The sequence below is a fragment of the Telluria sp. BA11 genome, from assembly GCF_056680305.1.
This window is the reverse complement of sequence record NZ_CM155275.1, coordinates 2,660,789-2,678,603: the sequence shown is the minus strand read 5'-3', so window position 1 is coordinate 2,678,603 and position 17,815 is coordinate 2,660,789. Positions and strand designations below refer to the sequence as shown.

Annotated in this window: 14 protein-coding genes; 6 read left to right on the top strand and 8 right to left on the bottom strand. The window is 58.7% G+C overall.

The annotated features are described in order from the left end of the window. The first annotated feature begins 132 nt into the window (after positions 1-132). From AC1MGT_RS11750 to AC1MGT_RS11725, 6 genes are all read left to right on the top strand, one after another. Positions 133-1,053, top strand: coding sequence for a hypothetical protein (locus AC1MGT_RS11750; protein ID WP_499500307.1), 921 nt, complete (start codon positions 133-135; stop codon positions 1,051-1,053). 42 nt (positions 1,054-1,095) lie between these two features. After that, positions 1,096-2,556 carry an oligosaccharide flippase family protein gene (locus tag AC1MGT_RS11745; RefSeq protein ID WP_499500306.1) on the top strand — a complete coding sequence of 487 codons (1,461 nt, stop codon included), beginning with the start codon at positions 1,096-1,098 and terminating at the stop codon, positions 2,554-2,556. Positions 2,557-2,615: 59 nt separating this feature from the next. Continuing rightward, positions 2,616-2,864, top strand: coding sequence for an acyl carrier protein (locus AC1MGT_RS11740; protein WP_499500305.1), 249 nt, complete (start codon positions 2,616-2,618; stop codon positions 2,862-2,864). After that, positions 2,861-3,712 carry a hydrolase 2, exosortase A system-associated gene (locus tag AC1MGT_RS11735; RefSeq protein WP_499500304.1) on the top strand — a complete coding sequence of 284 codons (852 nt, stop codon included), beginning with the start codon at positions 2,861-2,863 and terminating at the stop codon, positions 3,710-3,712. Before AC1MGT_RS11740 ends, AC1MGT_RS11735 begins: the two co-directional genes overlap by 4 nt. Next, a complete protein-coding gene (locus AC1MGT_RS11730) occupies positions 3,702-4,553 on the top strand; it encodes a hydrolase 1, exosortase A system-associated (protein ID WP_499500303.1) in 852 nt (283 codons plus the stop codon). The genes AC1MGT_RS11735 and AC1MGT_RS11730 overlap by 11 nt, the downstream gene beginning before the upstream one ends. A 173-nt stretch (positions 4,554-4,726) precedes the next feature. Next, positions 4,727-5,680 (top strand): glycosyltransferase family 32 protein, encoded by a 954-nt coding sequence (locus AC1MGT_RS11725; protein ID WP_499500302.1) that lies wholly within the window; start codon positions 4,727-4,729, stop codon positions 5,678-5,680. On the opposite strand, the gene AC1MGT_RS11720 is transcribed toward AC1MGT_RS11725, so the two are convergent. The 8 genes from AC1MGT_RS11720 to AC1MGT_RS11685 all read right to left on the bottom strand — a co-directional run bounded on the left by AC1MGT_RS11720 (position 5,629) and on the right by AC1MGT_RS11685 (position 17,258). Next, entirely contained in the window at positions 5,629-7,104 is a 1,476-nt protein-coding gene (locus tag AC1MGT_RS11720) for a right-handed parallel beta-helix repeat-containing protein (protein ID WP_499500301.1), read from the bottom strand. The genes AC1MGT_RS11725 and AC1MGT_RS11720 overlap by 52 nt on opposite strands. Beyond that, positions 7,101-8,465, bottom strand: coding sequence for a PEP-CTERM-box response regulator transcription factor (gene prsR, locus AC1MGT_RS11715; RefSeq protein ID WP_499500300.1), 1,365 nt, complete (start codon positions 8,463-8,465; stop codon positions 7,101-7,103). Before prsR ends, AC1MGT_RS11720 begins: the two co-directional genes overlap by 4 nt. A 13-nt stretch (positions 8,466-8,478) precedes the next feature. Further along, positions 8,479-10,551 (bottom strand): XrtA/PEP-CTERM system histidine kinase PrsK, encoded by a 2,073-nt coding sequence (prsK, locus tag AC1MGT_RS11710; RefSeq protein ID WP_499500299.1) that lies wholly within the window; start codon positions 10,549-10,551, stop codon positions 8,479-8,481. Between the two features lie 97 nt (positions 10,552-10,648). Beyond that, complete coding sequence (locus AC1MGT_RS11705) at positions 10,649-12,052, bottom strand: TIGR03013 family XrtA/PEP-CTERM system glycosyltransferase (RefSeq protein ID WP_332531824.1); 1,404 nt, start codon at positions 12,050-12,052, stop codon at positions 10,649-10,651. A gap of 570 nt (positions 12,053-12,622) precedes the next feature. Next, positions 12,623-13,702 (bottom strand): acyltransferase family protein, encoded by a 1,080-nt coding sequence (locus tag AC1MGT_RS11700; protein WP_499500298.1) that lies wholly within the window; start codon positions 13,700-13,702, stop codon positions 12,623-12,625. A gap of 361 nt (positions 13,703-14,063) precedes the next feature. Then, on the bottom strand, positions 14,064-15,419 hold the full coding sequence (locus AC1MGT_RS11695; protein WP_499500297.1) for a DUF6080 domain-containing protein: 1,356 nt from the start codon (positions 15,417-15,419) through the stop codon (positions 14,064-14,066). Positions 15,420-15,444: 25 nt separating this feature from the next. Continuing rightward, on the bottom strand, positions 15,445-15,813 hold the full coding sequence (locus AC1MGT_RS11690) for a DMT family transporter (protein WP_499500296.1): 369 nt from the start codon (positions 15,811-15,813) through the stop codon (positions 15,445-15,447). A 23-nt stretch (positions 15,814-15,836) separates the two neighbouring features. After that, positions 15,837-17,258 (bottom strand): UbiA family prenyltransferase, encoded by a 1,422-nt coding sequence (locus AC1MGT_RS11685; RefSeq protein WP_499500295.1) that lies wholly within the window; start codon positions 17,256-17,258, stop codon positions 15,837-15,839. Positions 17,259-17,815: the final 557 nt, after the last annotated feature.

Here is a 17,815-nt window from a genome sequence, read left to right as displayed (position 1 = left end):
TCCTTCGCAGTTGCAGCATATAATGGTTGGTGGTATGCAAAGGATTCGTCGTTGCGCCAGCAAATCGTTCATTTCAAATCAGTGCACAGCAGCCAATAGACACAGCGTGCAGATATAAGGGAGTCGGTGGGAATGTCACTAGTCAGCAGGGTAATCGAGCGCGTAAAGCAGGATTATTTCCGACGTCAGTACCGCCAGATTGCCAGTCGAGTCCTGGCAACACCTCCTGTCCAACGTGGCGACGTGCCGTTCATGCTGCTTTCGATGGTTCAGCAGCGCGACGTCCATTCTTACCTGGTTGCCGTGAAATCGTTCTGCCACTTCCTCAATCCCAGCCGTATCGTGGTCGTTTGCGACCCATCGATCGACCAGGCAGATCGGGCACTCATGACACAGCACCTGCCGCATGTCGAATTACGCGCTGCCGACGAGTTCACCCATCCCGACATGCCGCGTGGCGGTACCTGGGAGCGTTTGTATGCCATTGCCGGCTTTGCGCGTGACACCTATGTGGTCCAGCTCGATGCAGACACCTTGACGGTGCAGCCGATTCCGGAAGTGCTCGCAGCAATCCGCGCTGGTACCGGTTTCGTGCTGGGAGAAATGCCTGACACGCCAATCCGCACACTGGCTCAGACGCGTGAGAATGCGCTGCCGTGGATCAGGCCTGGCGCGCATATCCAGGGGATTGCCGAGACCGAGATGGTCAATGTCGGCCTGCCGGAGAATGCACGCTATATCCGTGGCTGTTCCGGTTTCACCGGTTTTCCGCGCTCTGACGCAATGCCCGACGCCATGGCCGATTTTTCGCGCCGTATGACAGCCAAGCTTGGCGCGGACTGGACCCGCTGGGGCACGGAGCAGGTCACGTCAAACTACCTGGCCTCGAACATGCCCGGTGCGGCGGCACTGCCATTTCCCAAGTATGGCACGCCCGATTGCAGCACCGACCAGACGGCATTTTTCCATTTTATTGGTTCCATGCGTTTCATTAACGGCAAGTATGCAGCGACGTCGCGCCAGGCCCTGCGCCTGCTCGCCGGCGCCGCCTGACGCGCCCCGCTTCAGCCCGACCCCGAACCTGAGCAGTCCATCATGGTAAATTTGCGGCGTTCGCTGGTCATCAATTTTTTTTCGTCTTCCGGTGCGGCTCTGCTGCAGTTCCTGGTCAGCGTGCTGCTGGCGCGGATGCTCAGCCCCAGCGAGATTGGCGTGTATTCGATGACGCTGGTATTCGTCAATTTTGCCCACGTCTTCCGGGATTTTGGTGTCTCCACCTATCTCAAGCGCGAACCGGACCTCACACCGGAAAAAATCCGCTCGGCCACCGGCATCGTGTTTGCAACGTCTTGGCTGATAGGCGCCAGCATGCTAGTGGCCAGCAATGCCATCGGCCGCTGGTTCGCCGAACCGGAGATCATTCCCGTGATGCAGGTGCTGGCAGCGGGCTTTTTCCTGATTCCGTTCGGGGCTGTCACCAATGCCATGCTGTCGCGTGAATTCGCAGCTGAAAAGCAGGCCGTGGTCCAGGCCGTGGGCACGATCAGCTTCTGCATTACCTGCCTGACACTTGCCAAGCTCGGCTTCGGCAGCATGAGCCTGGCTTGGGGCAACCTGGTCAATATCATTGCCTGCGCGATCGCTCTGGTGCCGTTCCGCCCAAAAAACCTGCCCTGGATGCCGTCCTTCCACCACTGGCGCGGCGTGGCCCACTTCGGTGTGGGTTCGCTTATTTCAAGTTGTCTCGGTGCGCTCAACAATGCCATTCCCGACATCTTGCTGGGCAAACTGGGCTCGGCCCGCGAGGTCGGCCTTCTGAGCCGCGCCAATTCCACCGTTACCATCTTCAGCTACGTAGCCGGTTCGACCGTCAGCTATGGCGCTGTTTCGTACCTTTCCCAGGCGTATTATCGTGGTGAATCGCTGACCCCGATCATGTCCCGCGCTACTTCTCTGCTTACCGGGATCGGCTGGCCTGCCCTCGCGCTCACGGCCGTACTCGGCCAAGACATCATCCTCGCGCTGTATGGACCGACCTGGCTGCCCGCAGTGCCGGCAATCGCGCCGCTGGTACTGGCAGCTGCGGTGGGCATGATGTTCCATTATGTCCCGATCGGCGTCATGGCCATCGGTCGCCCCTACCTCAGTGCAGTGCCGACCACCGTGACCTTGCTGGCCAGGATCGGCTTCGGCCTGCTGTTGTATGACGGCAGCCTGAGCGGATTTGCCTGGGCCCTGTGCCTGGCGACGATCGTCACTGCGCCCATCAATGCCCTGCAACAGCATCGCAATCTTGGCGTCAACAATGGCAACATGCTGCGCTCCATGATCCCGAGCCTCGTGGTCACGATCGGCACTGTCGTGCCTGCCATGCTGCTGGCATGGCTGCTGCCGGCCAGTCTGCCATCGATGGTGCGTTTGCTGATCATGGCAGTCCCACTGGCAGCCGTCTGGTACCTGTGTCTGCGCCTTACGCGCCACGCCATGCTGGAAGAAGTTCATCGACTGGCTGCGCCCGTCAAGGCGCGTCTTGTCCGCTTCCTGCCGAATGTATAATGAAGTTATGGTGCCGCTCATTTTACGGACGCCATGCATCCCCTGGACTGGAATCGCATATGTACCTCGATGAAGTAAGAACAATTCTGACGAATGTGCTCAACCTGGGCGACGCTGGAGAGCGTCTTCATGCTAACTCGCCATTGCTTGGCAGCATTCCCGAGCTTGACTCGATGGCGGTAGTGAGCCTGCTGGCTGCGCTCGAAGAGCATTTCGGCATCACTGTCAACGACGACGACATCAGCGCGCGAACGTTCGAGACCTTGGGTACCCTGGCCGAGTTCGTCGCTCAACACCGCCCCGAATGACCGCCTCCGGCGGTGCACCGGCCGCAGAACCGTTCTTTCTCAAGACTGCCGGCGGGACACGCTTTTGCCTGTTCCACGCGCCGCTTGGGGCCTGCCTTGGCGCAGTGCTGTATGTGTCGCCCTTTGCCGAAGAGATGAATCGTTCGCGTCGGATGGCTGCCCTGCAAGCGCGCGAACTCGCCAAGCTTGGCTATGGTGTCCTGCAACTTGATCTGCACGGCTGCGGCGACAGCAGCGGCGATTTCATGGATGCGCGCTGGGAAACCTGGAAACACGACCTGGCCCTTGGCGCCGCCTGGCTGCACGAACGTCTGGGCCAGCCGCTCATTCTGTGGGGCTCACGCCTGGGCGTACTGCTGGCCCTCGATTACGCGCGTACAGCGCCCCATCCGGTGGCCTCAATGCTCCTGTGGCAGCCGATTCTGAGCGCCCACGCTTACCTGACCCAGTTCCTGCGCCTGCGCGTGGCTGGCGCCCTGCTGGGCGAAGATGGTGCAGGCCAGCAAGGCACCAATGCCCTGCGTGCGACCTTGCAGAGCGGCCAGGCTGTCGAAGTGGCCGGTTACCGCCTGGCGCCGGCATTGGCGGCGTCCATTGACGCACTTCCACCCCTCGATGCCATGCCGCCGTCTTGTCCTGTGCACTGGTTTGAGGCCATCGCAGCGGCCGGGCAGGAACCGTCGCCGCGCGTGCTGCAGGCCGCAGCCAGCTGGCGCAATGCCGGTGTGGACCTGCATTTTCAGGCCGTGATTTGCCCGCCATTCTGGTCAACGTCAGAAATTACGATCAGCCCGGCTTGGTTGGAAGCAACTTCTGCAGCATTGCGCATGGGCCGCCATGACGATTGAAGAACACGCGCTGGCGTTTCGCTGCCACGAGGACTGGCTGTATGGCGTCGTGAGCCTGCCGCCAGGCGAGTGCACACGCGGGGTCCTGATTGTGGTCGGTGGTCCGCAATACCGGGCCGGCAGCCACCGCCAGTTCACGCTGCTGGCGCGCAGCCTGGCGCAAAACGGCATTGCAGCCATGCGCTTCGATTACCGCGGCATGGGCGACAGCCAGGGAGAGCCGCGCGATTTCCTGTCGGTCGAGGACGACCTGCGTGCGGCCATCGACGCGTTTACCCGCGCCGTTCCGGGCTTGCGCGACATTGTGCTATGGGGCTTGTGCGACGGCGCATCAGCATCGGTCACTTATGCCGCCTCCGATGCACGCGTGCGCGGCCTGGTGCTGCTCAACCCCTGGGTGCGCACCGACAACGGCATCGCACGCACCACGCTCAAGCATTACTACCGCGAGCGCCTGATGGACGCGGCCTTCTGGCGCGACGTCTTGCGTGGCAAGCTCAGTTACACGCGTTCCCTCAAATCGATGCTGCAGCTGGCGCGCATGGCGCTCGGTTCACCGTCTGGCGCGCGCGCCAAGGCATCGGACCAGGATGCTCTTCCGGACCGGATGTATGCAGGCATGCATGCCTTCGACGGCCCCGTGCTGGTCGTACTCAGTGGCGCCGATCTCACGGCTCGGGAATTCTGCGATCTGGCGCAGGCCACGCCAAAGTGGCAGCGCCTGCTTGGCGCCCGCCGCGTCACCCGTTTTCAGCTGGACCAGGCGGACCATACGTTCTCGCGCCAGGCCTGGCGCGACCAAGTAGCGCGCTGGACTGGCGACTGGATGCGCTCCTGGTAGGTCATGGGCAGTGGCTGCAGCGCCACGCGCTGGCAAAGAAGGCCGCCGCCCTTGAATATAAGCGTGACAGTCAATGCAGCCATGATAAAATTTTAACAAGCTTGACGGTGATCGTACCGTACTGCATCCGGGCTGTTACCTGCCTCGTCCATGTCTTTTTTGTTCAGTCACCCATGTCGCTTAAATCCCTGCTCATTCCTGCCCTGAATAATCCGCCGAAGCGCCAGCTGCTCGATGCCTTGCCCGTGGGGCAGACGATTCCCAGGATCATCCATCAGACCTTCTACGACCGCAATCTTCCTGAAAGGCTGCAGGCGAACGTCAACCGGCTGCGCGAGCTCAATCCGGGGTGGGAATACCGGTTTTACGACGACGCCGATATCGAGAGCTTCATCAAGAGTAACTACCCGCCTGTAGTCTGGGAGTATTACCAGCGCATCGATCCGGTCTACGGTGCAGCGCGCGCAGATATCTTCCGCTACCTGCTGTTGTACAAGCTCGGCGGTGTGTACCTGGACATCAAGAGCTCGGCCAACCGCCCACTCGACTCGGTTCTCAAACCCGATGATCGCTTCATCCTGTCAAAATGGCGTGACGTCAACGGTGAATTCGAACACTTCGGTGTGGTCTACGACCTGCGCCACCTCGATGGCGGCGAATACCAGCAATGGCACATCATCTGCTCGCCGGGCCATCCGTTCCTCAAGGAGGTCCTGGAAACGGTCTTCGAGAACATTGATACGTATGACCCCTACCTGCACCAGACCGGCAAGCGGGGGGTGCTGCGAGTGACGGGCCCGGTGCCGTACACGATGGCCATTTCACGCCTCATGGATGCACACCCACATCGCGTGGTGGACGGACGCAATGACATGGGCCTGGAATACACCGTCTATGGCGAACAGGTCCACGTCGGCGTGTTCAAAGGACATTATTCCCTGCAAACTGCCTCGATCGTGCGCCTGACCCCGGCCAAGAAACGCATGTCACGCATGTATGGCGCGATGCAGACATGCTTTGACTATCTGAAGCGCTTGCGTGAAAAGCCTGCAGAACCCTTGCCGACTGACGCCGCTCAGCGACCGGCGGATCCCAAGCAGTCATTGAAGTCGTCAAAGGCGCCATAGGCTGCGCTGGTCGTCCGGGGCGTGCCACACAACCCCGGACCCGGCGCCGGCTTGCCGACGCGGCGTGGCGCGGCGCCGTCCCAACGCAGATCGCCCTCGAGCGGCGCAGCAAACAGGTTGCGCACCGGATGCATGCCAACGAACGCTTGCCATAACGGCGAGCTGCGATTCTCCCCCAGATGCAGCAAGGCACCATCGCGGCTGCGGATTGGCCCATCGACCAGGTTGCCTTCCAACTGCGCGCTGCTGTTCGGAAAGCGCACGTCGATGCCGGCCGTATCGACCACCGTGTTGTCAGCAACCTGACTCGCCGCGGCGCCATTGATGTAGATGCCGACATCGGAACAACCCGCGATCAGATTGGCGCGCAATGTGCCCCGTTCCTGTTCAACAATGCACTTGCCATCGCGGCAGACACTGGCACCGGTTCCTCCGCCGCCCAGCGACAACCCGACACGCTGCCCGGGCGCACCGGCCAGGCGTTGTTCACACCACACCAGATTGCGCTCGAACACATTATCGCTGCCAGCGCCCTTGGCAAATCCGCCATAGCTGACCCGATCGCCGCCATCCTTGACAAAATCCGTGATGACGTTCGCCCGGATCGTCCAGCCGCTTGCTGCAACCAAATCGATCGGCGAGACCGGATTGGACGTACGCCGCACGCGCGTGTTGAACAATGTGTTCGATGCGATCAAGCCATGATCGGGGAAATGTCCACGCCGGCCGTTGATCTTGAAATGGGCATTGAAATCGCTGATACGGTTGTTTATCGCCGTAAAATAACTGCCCTCTCCCACCACGTGAAACGCGTGCTCGCACCATTGATCGTCGCGGCACACGCCACGAATATCCAGGTTCTCGAAACGCCAGTGCGGCGCAGATACGCGAAAACCTTCGGTGAGGTCCAGTTCGAGCACTACACTGCCTGGCTGCACAGCGCGGACCACGATCGGCGCATCGGCACGCCCGGGCCGGTTAGCGTCGAGCGCGCGCCCACGTACGCGGTACGTGCCCGGCAGCAGTGTCACGGTCGTGCCGGGTTCGACCCGGGCCAGCGCGGCGCGCAGTTCGTCGGGCGTGGTGACTGTGAGGCCGGGCGCACCGATCACGCCGGCCGGCTCGGGGCGCACACCCAGGGATGAAGGCAGCCCGGCCACTGCGCCGTGGGAGGGGCCGCGGTCCAGCGTCAGCAAGGTCCGGCTGAGCAGGCTGCCGGTCTGTACAATTGTCGGGTTATGGCCACTGGCGCGCCGCTCGATATACGGCGCCAGCGTGCGCGGCATCACACCGACCTGCTCGATGGCGTAGACCAGCACCCCGGCGCCGAGCGCCAGCGTAATCAGGCCGCCCAGCAGCAGGGAGCGCGCGCGTGGGCGCACGATGACGCCATCGGCCGCGGGGCGCTTCCTGCTGCGGCTCACCCGGCGCCCCGGATGCCGTGGCGGTTCATCAGGTCATACATGGTCGGACGGCTGATACCCAGCATTTCCGAGGCCTTGACGATATTGCCATCCGCGCGCGCCAGCGCCTTGACGATGGCGCCCTGCTCCGCTTCGTCGCGCACCTGGCGCAGGTTCAGCGGTTCTTCGACCGGCGTGTCGCCTTCGGGCAGGCCCAGGTCGTCGGCCACGATGGTCGGGCCATCGGCCATGATCACGGCGCGCTTGACGCAGTTTTCCATCTCGCGCACATTGCCCGGCCAGGCATAGGCTTCGATTGCCGCGATTGCGTCCGGCGAGAAGTGCAGCGTCGGGCGCGATTCCTGGGCGCAGAACTTGTTCTTGAAGTGGTGCGCCAGCAGGGCCGCATCGCCCTGGCGGTTGCGCAGCGGCGGAATCGTCACGACGATCTCGGACAGGCGGTAATACAAGTCTTCGCGGAAGCGCCCCGTGCTGCACAATTCCTTGAGCTTCTGGTGCGTTGCACAGACGATGCGCACATCGACGGGGATTTCTTCGTGGCCGCCGATGCGCTCGATCACGCGCTCCTGCAAAAAGCGCAGCAGCTTGGCCTGCAGCGCCATCGGCAGGTCGCCCACTTCATCAAGGAAGAAGGTGCCGCCGTGGGCCAGCTCGACCTTGCCCTTGGTCTGCTTGGCCGCGCCGGTGAAGGCGCCTTTTTCGTAGCCGAACAATTCGCTCTCGAGCAGGTTCTCGGGAATCGCGGCGCAGTTGATCGCCACGAAGCGCTCCTTGGCACGGGGCGAGATCGCGTGCACTGCACGCGCCAGCACTTCCTTGCCGGTGCCCGATTCACCCAGCAGCATCACCGAGGCCGAGGTGGGGGCGACCTTCTCGATACTGCGGCACAGCTTGAGCATGCCGGGATCGCGGCTGATCACGCCGGCCATCGGCGAGTCGGCCTGGCCAGACTGCATGCGGCGGTTTTCTTCCTGCAGATTGTGCAGGAAGAACGCGCGCTGGATGACCAGGTTGAGCACCTCGGGCTCGGGCGGCTTCTGGTGGAAGTCGTAGGCGCCCATGGCGATTGCCTTGACCGCATTGGCGCGGTCCTGGTTGCCGGTCAGGACGATCACGCGCGTTTCCGGCGCCAGCGCCAGGATCTGCTTCAGCGTGGCCAGGCCTTCGGTCGAACCGTCCGGGTCGGGCGGCAGGCCCAGATCCATCGTGACCACGGCCGGCTCATGGCGGCGGATCTGCGCCAGCGCGCTTTCGCGGTCGTCGGCGACCACCACGTCATACGCGTCGAAACTCCAGCGCAGCTGCTTTTGCAGGCCCGGATCGTCTTCGATGATCAGCAGTTTCGGTTTGTTTTGACTCACAGTTGTCCTTTCATCACGCAGCGCGCTCGCCAGCCTCGCGGTACAGCGGCAACGTGACGGTAAATGTGCTTCCCTGTGCGGGTACGCTGCTCAACGCCAGCGCCCCGCCCAATTCGTGGATGTATTCCCGGCTTTCGAACACGCCGATGCCCATGCCGGCCGGCTTGGTCGATTCGAAGGGCTTGAACAGCCGCTCGCGGATGAATTCCTCGCTCATGCCGGCGCCGGTATCGGCCACGGTCACGGTGACCTGCCCGCCCGTGCGGGCAATCGAGACGCTGACACGGCCGTTGCGCGGCGTGGCTTCGATCGCGTTCTGGATCAGGTGGCCCAGCACGCGCTCGAGGCGTTCGCCGTCGGCCAGTACCAAGAGGCCGCCATCGATCACGTCCAGCACCGGATGTGGCTCGAACGCGCTCTTGAGCGCAATCGCCTGGCGCACGACGTTCTCGACGCGCAGTGGCAACGGCCGTTCCGGCGCATCGTTGCGACTGAGCTTTTGCAGCATCATTTTCATCTTGTCGACCGAGTGCGTCACGGTATCGAGCATATCGCGCTGAAATTCGGGATTGTCGCGGTGCTTCTCGGCATTCGCGTTCATCAGTGACAGCTGGGCCACCAGGTTTTTCAGGTCGTGCACGACAAAGGTCGACATGCGATTGAACGACTCGAACTGGCGCGCCACCATCAGCTCGTTGGCAGCATCCTGCTGCGCCAGGTAACTGGCAGCCTGGCTGCCGGCGATTTCAAGCAGGTCGAACACTTCCCAGTTCAGGGACACGGCGCTGCGCGCGTCTTGCAGCACGACGAAGCCGAACAGCTTGCCGTGCAGGATCAAGGGCACCACCAGCCAGCCGCGTGGAAATGCGACGAGCCACGCTGGCAAGACCAGCTCGCCGTATTTTTCGGGCAGGGCCGCATATTCGCGCAGGTCGATCACCCATTGGGTGGTTTCCAGGAAGTGACAGAAATTCGAGTCGGCCGGCTCGGTCGCGGTGCTGGTGGCTTGCCACCCCGCCACCGGCTGATAGTGACCGCCGTCGTCGTCGCGGCGCTGCCACAACACGCCGCCCGGGCTTTCGACCAGCGCACCGACCGCCTCGATCGCGCGCTCGCCGATGTGCGTGCTGTCGGACGACAGGGTGCGGGTGAAGCGCATCCATTCTTCACGGTAATCGTAGCCGTAGCTGTAGAAATGCTTGCTGATGAAGACCTTGAGCCAGGCGCGGAAGGTGCCCGAGAACAGGGTTCCGGTCAGCAGCAGCAAGGCGCCGCACAGGAACGCGACCTGCATCACGCCGCCCCAGCTGCCGCCAAAATAGCGCAGGTAGTAGCCGGCGAAACCCATGGCCAGCAGATAGATCGCCGAGCCGAACAGTGCAGTCGAATGGAACATCACACGGCGCGACACCACCAGTGCGTTCGAGCGCGACGTGCTGCGCTTGACGGCGGTGCCGATCAGCGGCATGGCCAGCGCATTGACGATGCCGCGCGCGGCCCAGGTATCCGGGTGCATGTCGTGGAACAGCAGCGCCTGGCTATACATGTAGAAGTCGTAGGCAAACATTGCGCCGATGCCGAGGCAGGCGAACTTGATGGCCCAGCGTTCCTGGATCGTCTTGTTGCGGTACACCTGCTCGACCAGCAGCATACCAAGCACTGCCTGGCACACGCGCGCCGTGACGTTGGGCAGCAGGCCGCCATCCAGATTGAGCATCAGGTCGGTCCGCACGAACACCGTCACCAGCAACAGAAGCCCATAGCAAACGGCGCCGATGAAGATGGGTGTACGCAGATTGAACGGCCAGCGGCTGGCCGGGTCGCGCGAGTTGCCCAGCAAGAGCAGCAGCACGATGCACCAGGCGGCGCTGCGCAGGATTTCGAGGGTGTCGGTCCAGACTGACCAGAGTTCGTGGCCAGTGGCAGCCTGCCCGGCCAGGGCGGCGGACCAGAGCGCGGTGAACCCGCACGCGATGGCAATGGCGGCCACCTGTGTGCGGCCGCGCCAGATGGTAAACAGCAGGCCGATCAGCAACAAGAAACCGATGGCGGCGACGCTATAGCTATAGACGGCAATGGTGGTCAACGTATGCCATCCATGAAAACGACCATTGAAAAATTCGGGATAGAAACGTTAAAGCCATCGACCTGCGATGCGCACACCGCAAGCCGATCCGGGATGATCAGCGTCCGCTACGGAACAGCACGACCTTGAGCGTATTGATCAGGATGAGCACATCCAGGAACAGGCTGTTGTTCTTGACGTAGTAGAGATCGTACTGCAATTTCTGCAACGCGTCCTCAGCCGACGAACCATAGCCATAACGAACCTGCGCCCAACCGGTGATGCCTGGCTTGATGCTATGACGGACATTGTAATATGGAACCACTTCGATCAACTGCTGGACGAAGTAGGCGCGCTCGGGCCGTGGGCCCACGAACGACATGTCGCCCTTGAACACGTTCAGGATCTGCGGCAGCTCGTCGATGCGGGTCTTGCGCATGAAATTGCCAACACGCGTCACGCGCGGATCGTTCTGCGCCGCCCACTGTGGCGTGCCACCTTTTTCGGCATCGGCGCGCATGCTGCGGAATTTGTGAACACGGAAAATCTTGCCATCCTTGCCGACCCGCTCCTGCGAATAGAACACCGGATTGCGGTCTTCCAGCCACACGGCCAGCGCCGCACCGAGCATGATCGGGAACGTGACAGCCATGATCAGGGTGCTGCAGATCAGGTCAAACCCCCGCTTCATGAAGATGCGGATGAAACTCTGGTCAAAGCCACCGCCGAACACCAGCCAGCTCGGCTGCAGCGAGTCAACCCGGATCTGGCAGGTTTCGCGCTCGAAGAACGTGGCGGCATCGGTGACCTTCACGCCTTGCAGCTTGCAATCGAGCAGTTCCTTGATCGGGAAGCTGCCGCGCTTGTTTTGCACCGACACGACGATTTCCTGCGCGCCATATTGGGTCGCCATCTTGACGAGCGAGTCGCCTTCGCGCACCTTGAGCACGTCAGCGGCCGGCACGCACATGTCGTCGCTACCCACTGGGATGAAGCCGACGACCTTGTAGCGGTGGTAGCTGTTCTTGTTGACGGCCAGGTCGCTGCATTCCTTGGCCAGCGCGCCATTGCCCAGGAACAGAATGCGCGACTGCATCAGGCGCAGTTCGGACGTCTTGAAGAAAATGATGCGCGCGACGAAGATCCCGGCCGCGGCAAGGCCGAAGCCCAGCAACAGGATGCCACGACCGAAGTACAAGTCGGGCGCCACATAGAACACCAGCGTCAGGATCAGGAAACCCATCAGGAACGCCGGCATCAGCTTCATGAAGAACGGATGGCGCAAGCCCTCGTCGAAATCGAGCTGGTACATGCCCATGGCGCTCATGCTGAAGCTGACCGCCACGGCAAAGGCGACGGCCGAAGCCAGGAAGTGATCAAACTGGTCGCTTGTGAGCGGTGCGCCAATGTCGAGAAAACGCATGGCTGCGCCTGCATAGGCTGCGCCTAACAGGATCAATATTTCCACAAATAGCAGGACGAAAACGATCTTCGACACGTAGTGGTTAGAGATCCGAAACATGTTATTCCCCAGAATTGTTTATGACGCTTACCTGCTGAGAGGCCAGGGGCTTGCTTTGCATGCGCCACACGACCGTCTCCCTACCGTCGATGATGCCGGTAGTCACAAGATGCATTGAGTTGTTTGTTGAAGCAATTAATCACGGCATTGCGCAGCATCGGCACCATGCCGGTACGATCGAGCAAAGCCCCCATCATTTCAGGCGCAGGGCAAGTACCGCGACGACGTCAGGCAAGAGAACCGGTCAAGTAGATCGATGTAGTGGCTGGCCCGACCTCGTCCGACCATACTCTTTTAAACATTGATTTCGCTTCACTCTTTTGACATATTTTTAACATTCAATATAGCATGGAAACACCTTGTTACTCAACGACGCTGTATGGTCGCGTCAGCTTGGTGCAACACACATCGCCACATCGCTCACCAACGAGATGTTACTACAACTACCTCGCTTAATTCCGTAGTGCAATAAAGTTCAAGATTTTAGCACTGACTGTTGAGCATGCACTGGAAGGCATGCAATCGTGCGCTGCTACCCGACGCCAGGCTGATCTCTACCGCAGATACTTCTTAAACCTTCACAACCGTGGCAGGATCGTCGCTATTGCTGCGTTGCGCCCCTGAGACAGACGTCCGTGCTCTGGCGCCCCCACCGATCATGACCCCGAACACCCGCGGCATCGTGGCCATGGCCACCTGGTACACAGCGATCAGCAAGGCACTCACGGCGATCGGCGCCAACACCCAGTACACCGGGTAAGGGATAGCGCTACCGTAGCGCCCATACACAACCCAAGTCAGCAGTAATACCGGTGCGTGCGCCAGAAACAGAAAGAAACTATATTTGCTCATGCCAACCAGCCATGCGCCAAGCGGCGTACGCACGATCCAGACGGTAGCAGGCCAGATCAGAAATGGCGCCACCAGGCGCAGGTAAGTAGTATTTCCAACCCGAAAATGCACGATAGCGGCGCATGCTAGTAAAAAAGCAACAAAACAAATTGCGCCATAACGATCGAGCGCACACAAATTCCAGCGACGCACTGCCACCATGCCACCCACGTAGAACAACACCGCCATCAGGTCACGCAACAGCAGATTGCCATCAAAATTGCCCATGAAGATGATCGACACGAGCACCAGTCCCAGCCACATGTAGCGACGCAGCAACCAGCCGAACACTGGTGCCAGCAGGATCAACACGATCAGGTCACGAAGAAAATTGAGAGGATAGTTGATCGGCGACCCCGTCAGCCCAAACGCAGCATTGAGCCAGCGCACTGGATCGAATGGCCACAAATTTGCTGACAACTCCATTCCTGCAAACATTTCCGCGCTCAAGGCGAGTGGCAGCAAGGTCAAATTAAAGATCAGGAACGGTACCAGGATCGTGCGCGCTTTCTTGGTGATGCAACGTGCAGGTTCGCAGTCGATGCCCGAACCAAACAGCAGAAAGCCTGAAATGACCGTTAGAACTGGAACGCTGGCCCGAAATACAGCCAACTGGAAAAATGCTTTGACTGTGTCAAACCAGCCAGAGCCGACTGCGGCCATGGGGATATAGGCAGGTGTATGCAGCACGATGACGCCAAAGATCATGACAAAGCGCAGCAGCGCGATACGGTCACGGACGCCATGGGCAATCGTCATGAAAGGCCTTTCGAGTTACAGGGGAGTACCGCAAGGCGGACATGGTGACGCGAGTATCCAGGTGATCTCAACAACCTGTACATCGACATGATATTGCGAAGGGCACAATAGCTGTAGACATATTAAATGTCAATTGTGCGCATATTTACACAGATAAACAGGAATGCCGAACAAACAAGCTGTTCGCGAAAACACGGTCAGGGCATGAGAGAAGAAGCGTCACGGACATCGATGCGGCTGCAAGGCCTCAGACCGTGACGGCAAAACGACAAGACCAGGAATACGAGCCATGCTGCACTACGGGAAACCATGCCGGGATGACGTCGAAGGTGCCTGGACACCGCAAATTCATTGAAAGCGATCAGTAATTTTTAACAAACGAGCAAGTATTGCGACTCATCACCTTGCTGCTGGGAGGCGCACTGAGAGCGGAAATTTCAGCTACCGCAGTCTTCCAACGGGCGAAATTGTGATATCCCCCCGTTAATAATAACCCGATCAGCAGCAGGGAGACCCCGGCACGGGTGTAACGGGAAATGGCCAGCGCGCCATATGCAAATACGACGATCAAGAACGGCAGCACACTACCAACATAAACAAATGTCTCTTGCCCATAGATGACATGCAGTGCAGTCAAGAAAGCCAACGACCCGGCGACCGCCAGCAGCAGTCCGTCCTGACCGGTAACGCGCGTGAACAAGGCGCCATCATAGGACCTCTGCAAAGTCCTCTTGCACGCCATGACGATGGTACCCAGCCCAGCCAAAAGAAATATAACCACCAGTAAAAGGGCTACAAAAGCCGTCGTGCCAGCCTGACGCCAACTGGCTTGCTGCACGGTCAGTACCGTCTCAGTAGCGTTCATTGCATGCCGGGAGAAGTCGGGCATCACTACACCGCCCAGATACAAGATCGATAGTACCTGACGGATGCGGTCGACGGACAGGCTGACGAAGAAGGTCGTTTCCTCCTGAACAGCCGCAGGCAGAAAAAACAAGCCCGAGCGGGGAAATGCAAGCCGCTGCAGTACTGACAAGATGCCAACCACAGCTACCGCCAAGATCGCAATACGCACGGTTCGCTTGATCCCCTGAGACTGGAGCGCGATGAACAGCCCCACTACCAGGTTGGTGACGGTAACGGAGAATGCCAATGCAGTGGCAGCGACCCAATTTGTCAGCATTACCTTTTCTTGATTTGCTTCGCGCGCGGCTAAGTACAGCACAATCGAAAATGCCGTAAACGTATATGCATAACTTTCCGGGATGGTAAACCACATGAAGGCAGATGAACTCGTCAGTGCAATACCCGTAAGCAACACCGCGTTCAGCCTGTTCAAACCAACCAGGTTGAGCGCCGAGAAGAGAAAAGCCAAACCGACTGCGGGAATTAGCGCGACCTGTACTCGCACTGCCATGCCAATCTCAATCTGCATGGCGGCAAGCAGATTAGGGATGGGATAACTTAAAAATGAAAACAAAGGATGCACCTTGTTGCGCCAGTGGTCGTTGGCATAACGGTCAACCATCTGACAAAGATACCGGGGCACATCAGCATCAAACCAGACATTGTCAAGCCCAAGATGGAACCGGGTGGGCGGGAAATAGCCTGTCGCAAAAAAAATCACTACAAACGAAAACAGGAAAATAGCCAAAGCGGGAAGCAGTTGGCGTGGCCGCTCGATCGGCTTGATTGGGCCAATGCGGGATTGGTGCATATGCGTGGTAGTCATGGCTGGCAGACTAACGGGTGATAAGCACTGCACCGGCAACCACGAGTAACGTCCCTGCCACGCGGAGGGGCTGCAGCGGCTCGCCAAGCAAGACGATCGCTAATCCCATTGTGACGATAAAACCAAAAGCGACAAACGGATAAGCGACGCTGACATCGACACGTGACAAAACGAACAACCAAAGCACGGCACCCAGTGCATAAAGTGACAGGCCGCCGATCACATAAGGATTGGTTGCAATGGCGGTTATCGTTGATGCCGTGCCCTGCCCCAATGCAGCCGAGACTGTCGAGGACGACATACCCTGCTTGAGTGATATCTGCGCGAGCGCTGAAATCAGTACGCTACTGAAGATAAGAATAAAAGTACTGAATGCCATGCAAAACCCCGAGAAATCAAATATCAAATCGAAACGAAGCGTGCTCCAATGGTAAAGGCAACCATTGCAGCAATTGTTATGCGACAGCCCCGATCCTTGATTGCGTAGACCAGCGGGTCGTCGTGCATTTCGGCGCGTGAAGTTTTTACCCATAAACGCGATAACCAATAAAGCATCGCCAGAACAACTCCCCAAAGCAAGGTGGGGTTGACGTAATTTGACTGGGTGTCAGCGGCCTGAATAAACAGGCAAAATACGACGACCGATGAGAGAGACGCGCCAATCCCGAGGGGCCACAGCACAGCGAGGTCAGTCACACGGTAATCTCGGCCAGCCGTTACTTTGCCATTGCATTGCTGCAAGGAGATCAGTTCGGCGCAACGTTTTAGAATGGCCAGGCTATAAAAGATGAGCAGGGAAAAAGCCAGTAACCAAGTGCTGACTGTTTCCTCGAGCGCGAGCGCGCCGGCAAGAATACGAACTGTGTAGAGAACAGCAAGCATAAGTACATCGATCAGTACGTAGTGCTTGAGAACCAGGCTGTACGAGGTAGTTAGAACAATGTATGCCACCAAGATCGCCAGAAACTGTGTAGAGATCAAACAGGCAATAACAAGGCCGGTACTCATTAGTGCACAAGCTGCAAGGATCGCGCTTGGGATCGAAATCGCGCCGCTGGCCATTGGACGCTTGCATTTGCGCGGATGGCGCCTGTCGCTTTCAAGATCGACCAAATCGTTCCAAATGTATGTAGCGGAAGCTGCCAGTGAAAACGCAATAAATCCTGCGATAACCGGAATCAACTTCGATACATTATTAAACGAAAATGCGGTAAGTAGGGGAACGAAAATCAGGGTATTCTTGAGCCATTGATGAACACGAAACGCCTTCATCCAAACCACCACAGATAGACTTGAGCGCGCAAATACCTGTTCGATTCGGCAAGTTTTTTCGACCTGCCGGGCGACCGCTGGGGATACCCCGACGAGAATGGCGCCAGTGGCCTCCAACCAAATTGGCAAATCGGCGTTGCTGTCTCCAGCATAGACAAACTTTGCACCCACCAACTTGCGAATTTCGGCCAACTTGGCATGCCCCTTAAGGTTGGCGCCATCCTGGGTGGCCAAGACGTGGTCGAACAATCCCAAATAATCGCTGACGCGACCCGCGATCGAGTGATGAGCGGCCGTGGCGAGTACTATATGCCGACCGGTCGCACGCTGCGAGCGTAGGTAGTCGAGCAGATCATCATTGTAGGGAAGAGAGTCTGCCGGGAGAATAACAAACTGTGAAACGTAAGCTTTGAAAGCAGCACGCCCACGTAACAATGCAGGCATTGCGCCAAATAGCCGCCATGGTGCGTTGCGAAACAGTAGCAGTAACGACTCGAACAGCGTATCGGTTCGCACCAAGGTACCGTCGAGATCGACGATTAATGGCTCCATCGTCAGTTCGCTTTCGAGTGAGAGACGATCCGTACCCGCATTAACCGAAAACATATGTATGACTGACTTTTTATGAGCGGCGGAATCGTGTCTCGCCGACGTTGTAATTTAACATGTGCCAGATACAGCACGTGGATTATCGCACGCTCATAGAATTTTGAAAAAAATTGTGCACCCTTATTTAATTTTTTCGCATTAAAAGTGCACAGCTGCCGTAGGAGACTTTTCCAAGGTGCTTGGAAATCAGGACCTCGCGCTGAGCAATTTTTGAAGATCACGGAATCGATTTTCGTCAGCACGCAGAAAACGATTTCGATCTCGCAGTGCCCTGGCCATACATCTTCTTGAAAGATCAAACTGCTTTTTCAGCTCTGTTAGATGTGCTGTCAGCAAGGCTTCCATGCCGCAGAACTCCGAGCACTACTTGCAGAAAATGACGCGGCCAATGTCATGATCGCAGTTCAGTTTGGTATAGGCTGATGCCGTCAACTCGTTTGAGAAAAATGATCTGACTGCGCTAGTCCCCTGCGAAGAAATAATAGACGCTGTTAAAGCAG

Excerpts from the sequence above, each read along its gene's own strand:
- AC1MGT_RS11690 (WP_499500296.1), bottom strand. The coding sequence starts at position 15,813 with ATGGCATTCAGTACTTTTATTCTTATCTTCAGTAGCGTACTGATTTCA.
- AC1MGT_RS11750 (WP_499500307.1), top strand. The coding sequence starts at position 133 with ATGTCACTAGTCAGCAGGGTAATCGAGCGCGTAAAGCAGGATTATTTC.
- AC1MGT_RS11745 (WP_499500306.1), top strand. The coding sequence starts at position 1,096 with ATGGTAAATTTGCGGCGTTCGCTGGTCATCAATTTTTTTTCGTCTTCC.
- AC1MGT_RS11685 (WP_499500295.1), bottom strand. The coding sequence starts at position 17,258 with ATGGAGCCATTAATCGTCGATCTCGACGGTACCTTGGTGCGAACCGAT.
- AC1MGT_RS11695 (WP_499500297.1), bottom strand. The coding sequence starts at position 15,419 with ATGCACCAATCCCGCATTGGCCCAATCAAGCCGATCGAGCGGCCACGC.
- AC1MGT_RS11725 (WP_499500302.1), top strand. The coding sequence starts at position 4,727 with ATGTCGCTTAAATCCCTGCTCATTCCTGCCCTGAATAATCCGCCGAAG.
- AC1MGT_RS11700 (WP_499500298.1), bottom strand. The coding sequence starts at position 13,702 with ATGACGATTGCCCATGGCGTCCGTGACCGTATCGCGCTGCTGCGCTTT.
- AC1MGT_RS11730 (WP_499500303.1), top strand. The coding sequence starts at position 3,702 with ATGACGATTGAAGAACACGCGCTGGCGTTTCGCTGCCACGAGGACTGG.
- AC1MGT_RS11735 (WP_499500304.1), top strand. The coding sequence starts at position 2,861 with ATGACCGCCTCCGGCGGTGCACCGGCCGCAGAACCGTTCTTTCTCAAG.
- AC1MGT_RS11740 (WP_499500305.1), top strand. The coding sequence starts at position 2,616 with ATGTACCTCGATGAAGTAAGAACAATTCTGACGAATGTGCTCAACCTG.
- AC1MGT_RS11705 (WP_332531824.1), bottom strand. The coding sequence starts at position 12,052 with ATGTTTCGGATCTCTAACCACTACGTGTCGAAGATCGTTTTCGTCCTG.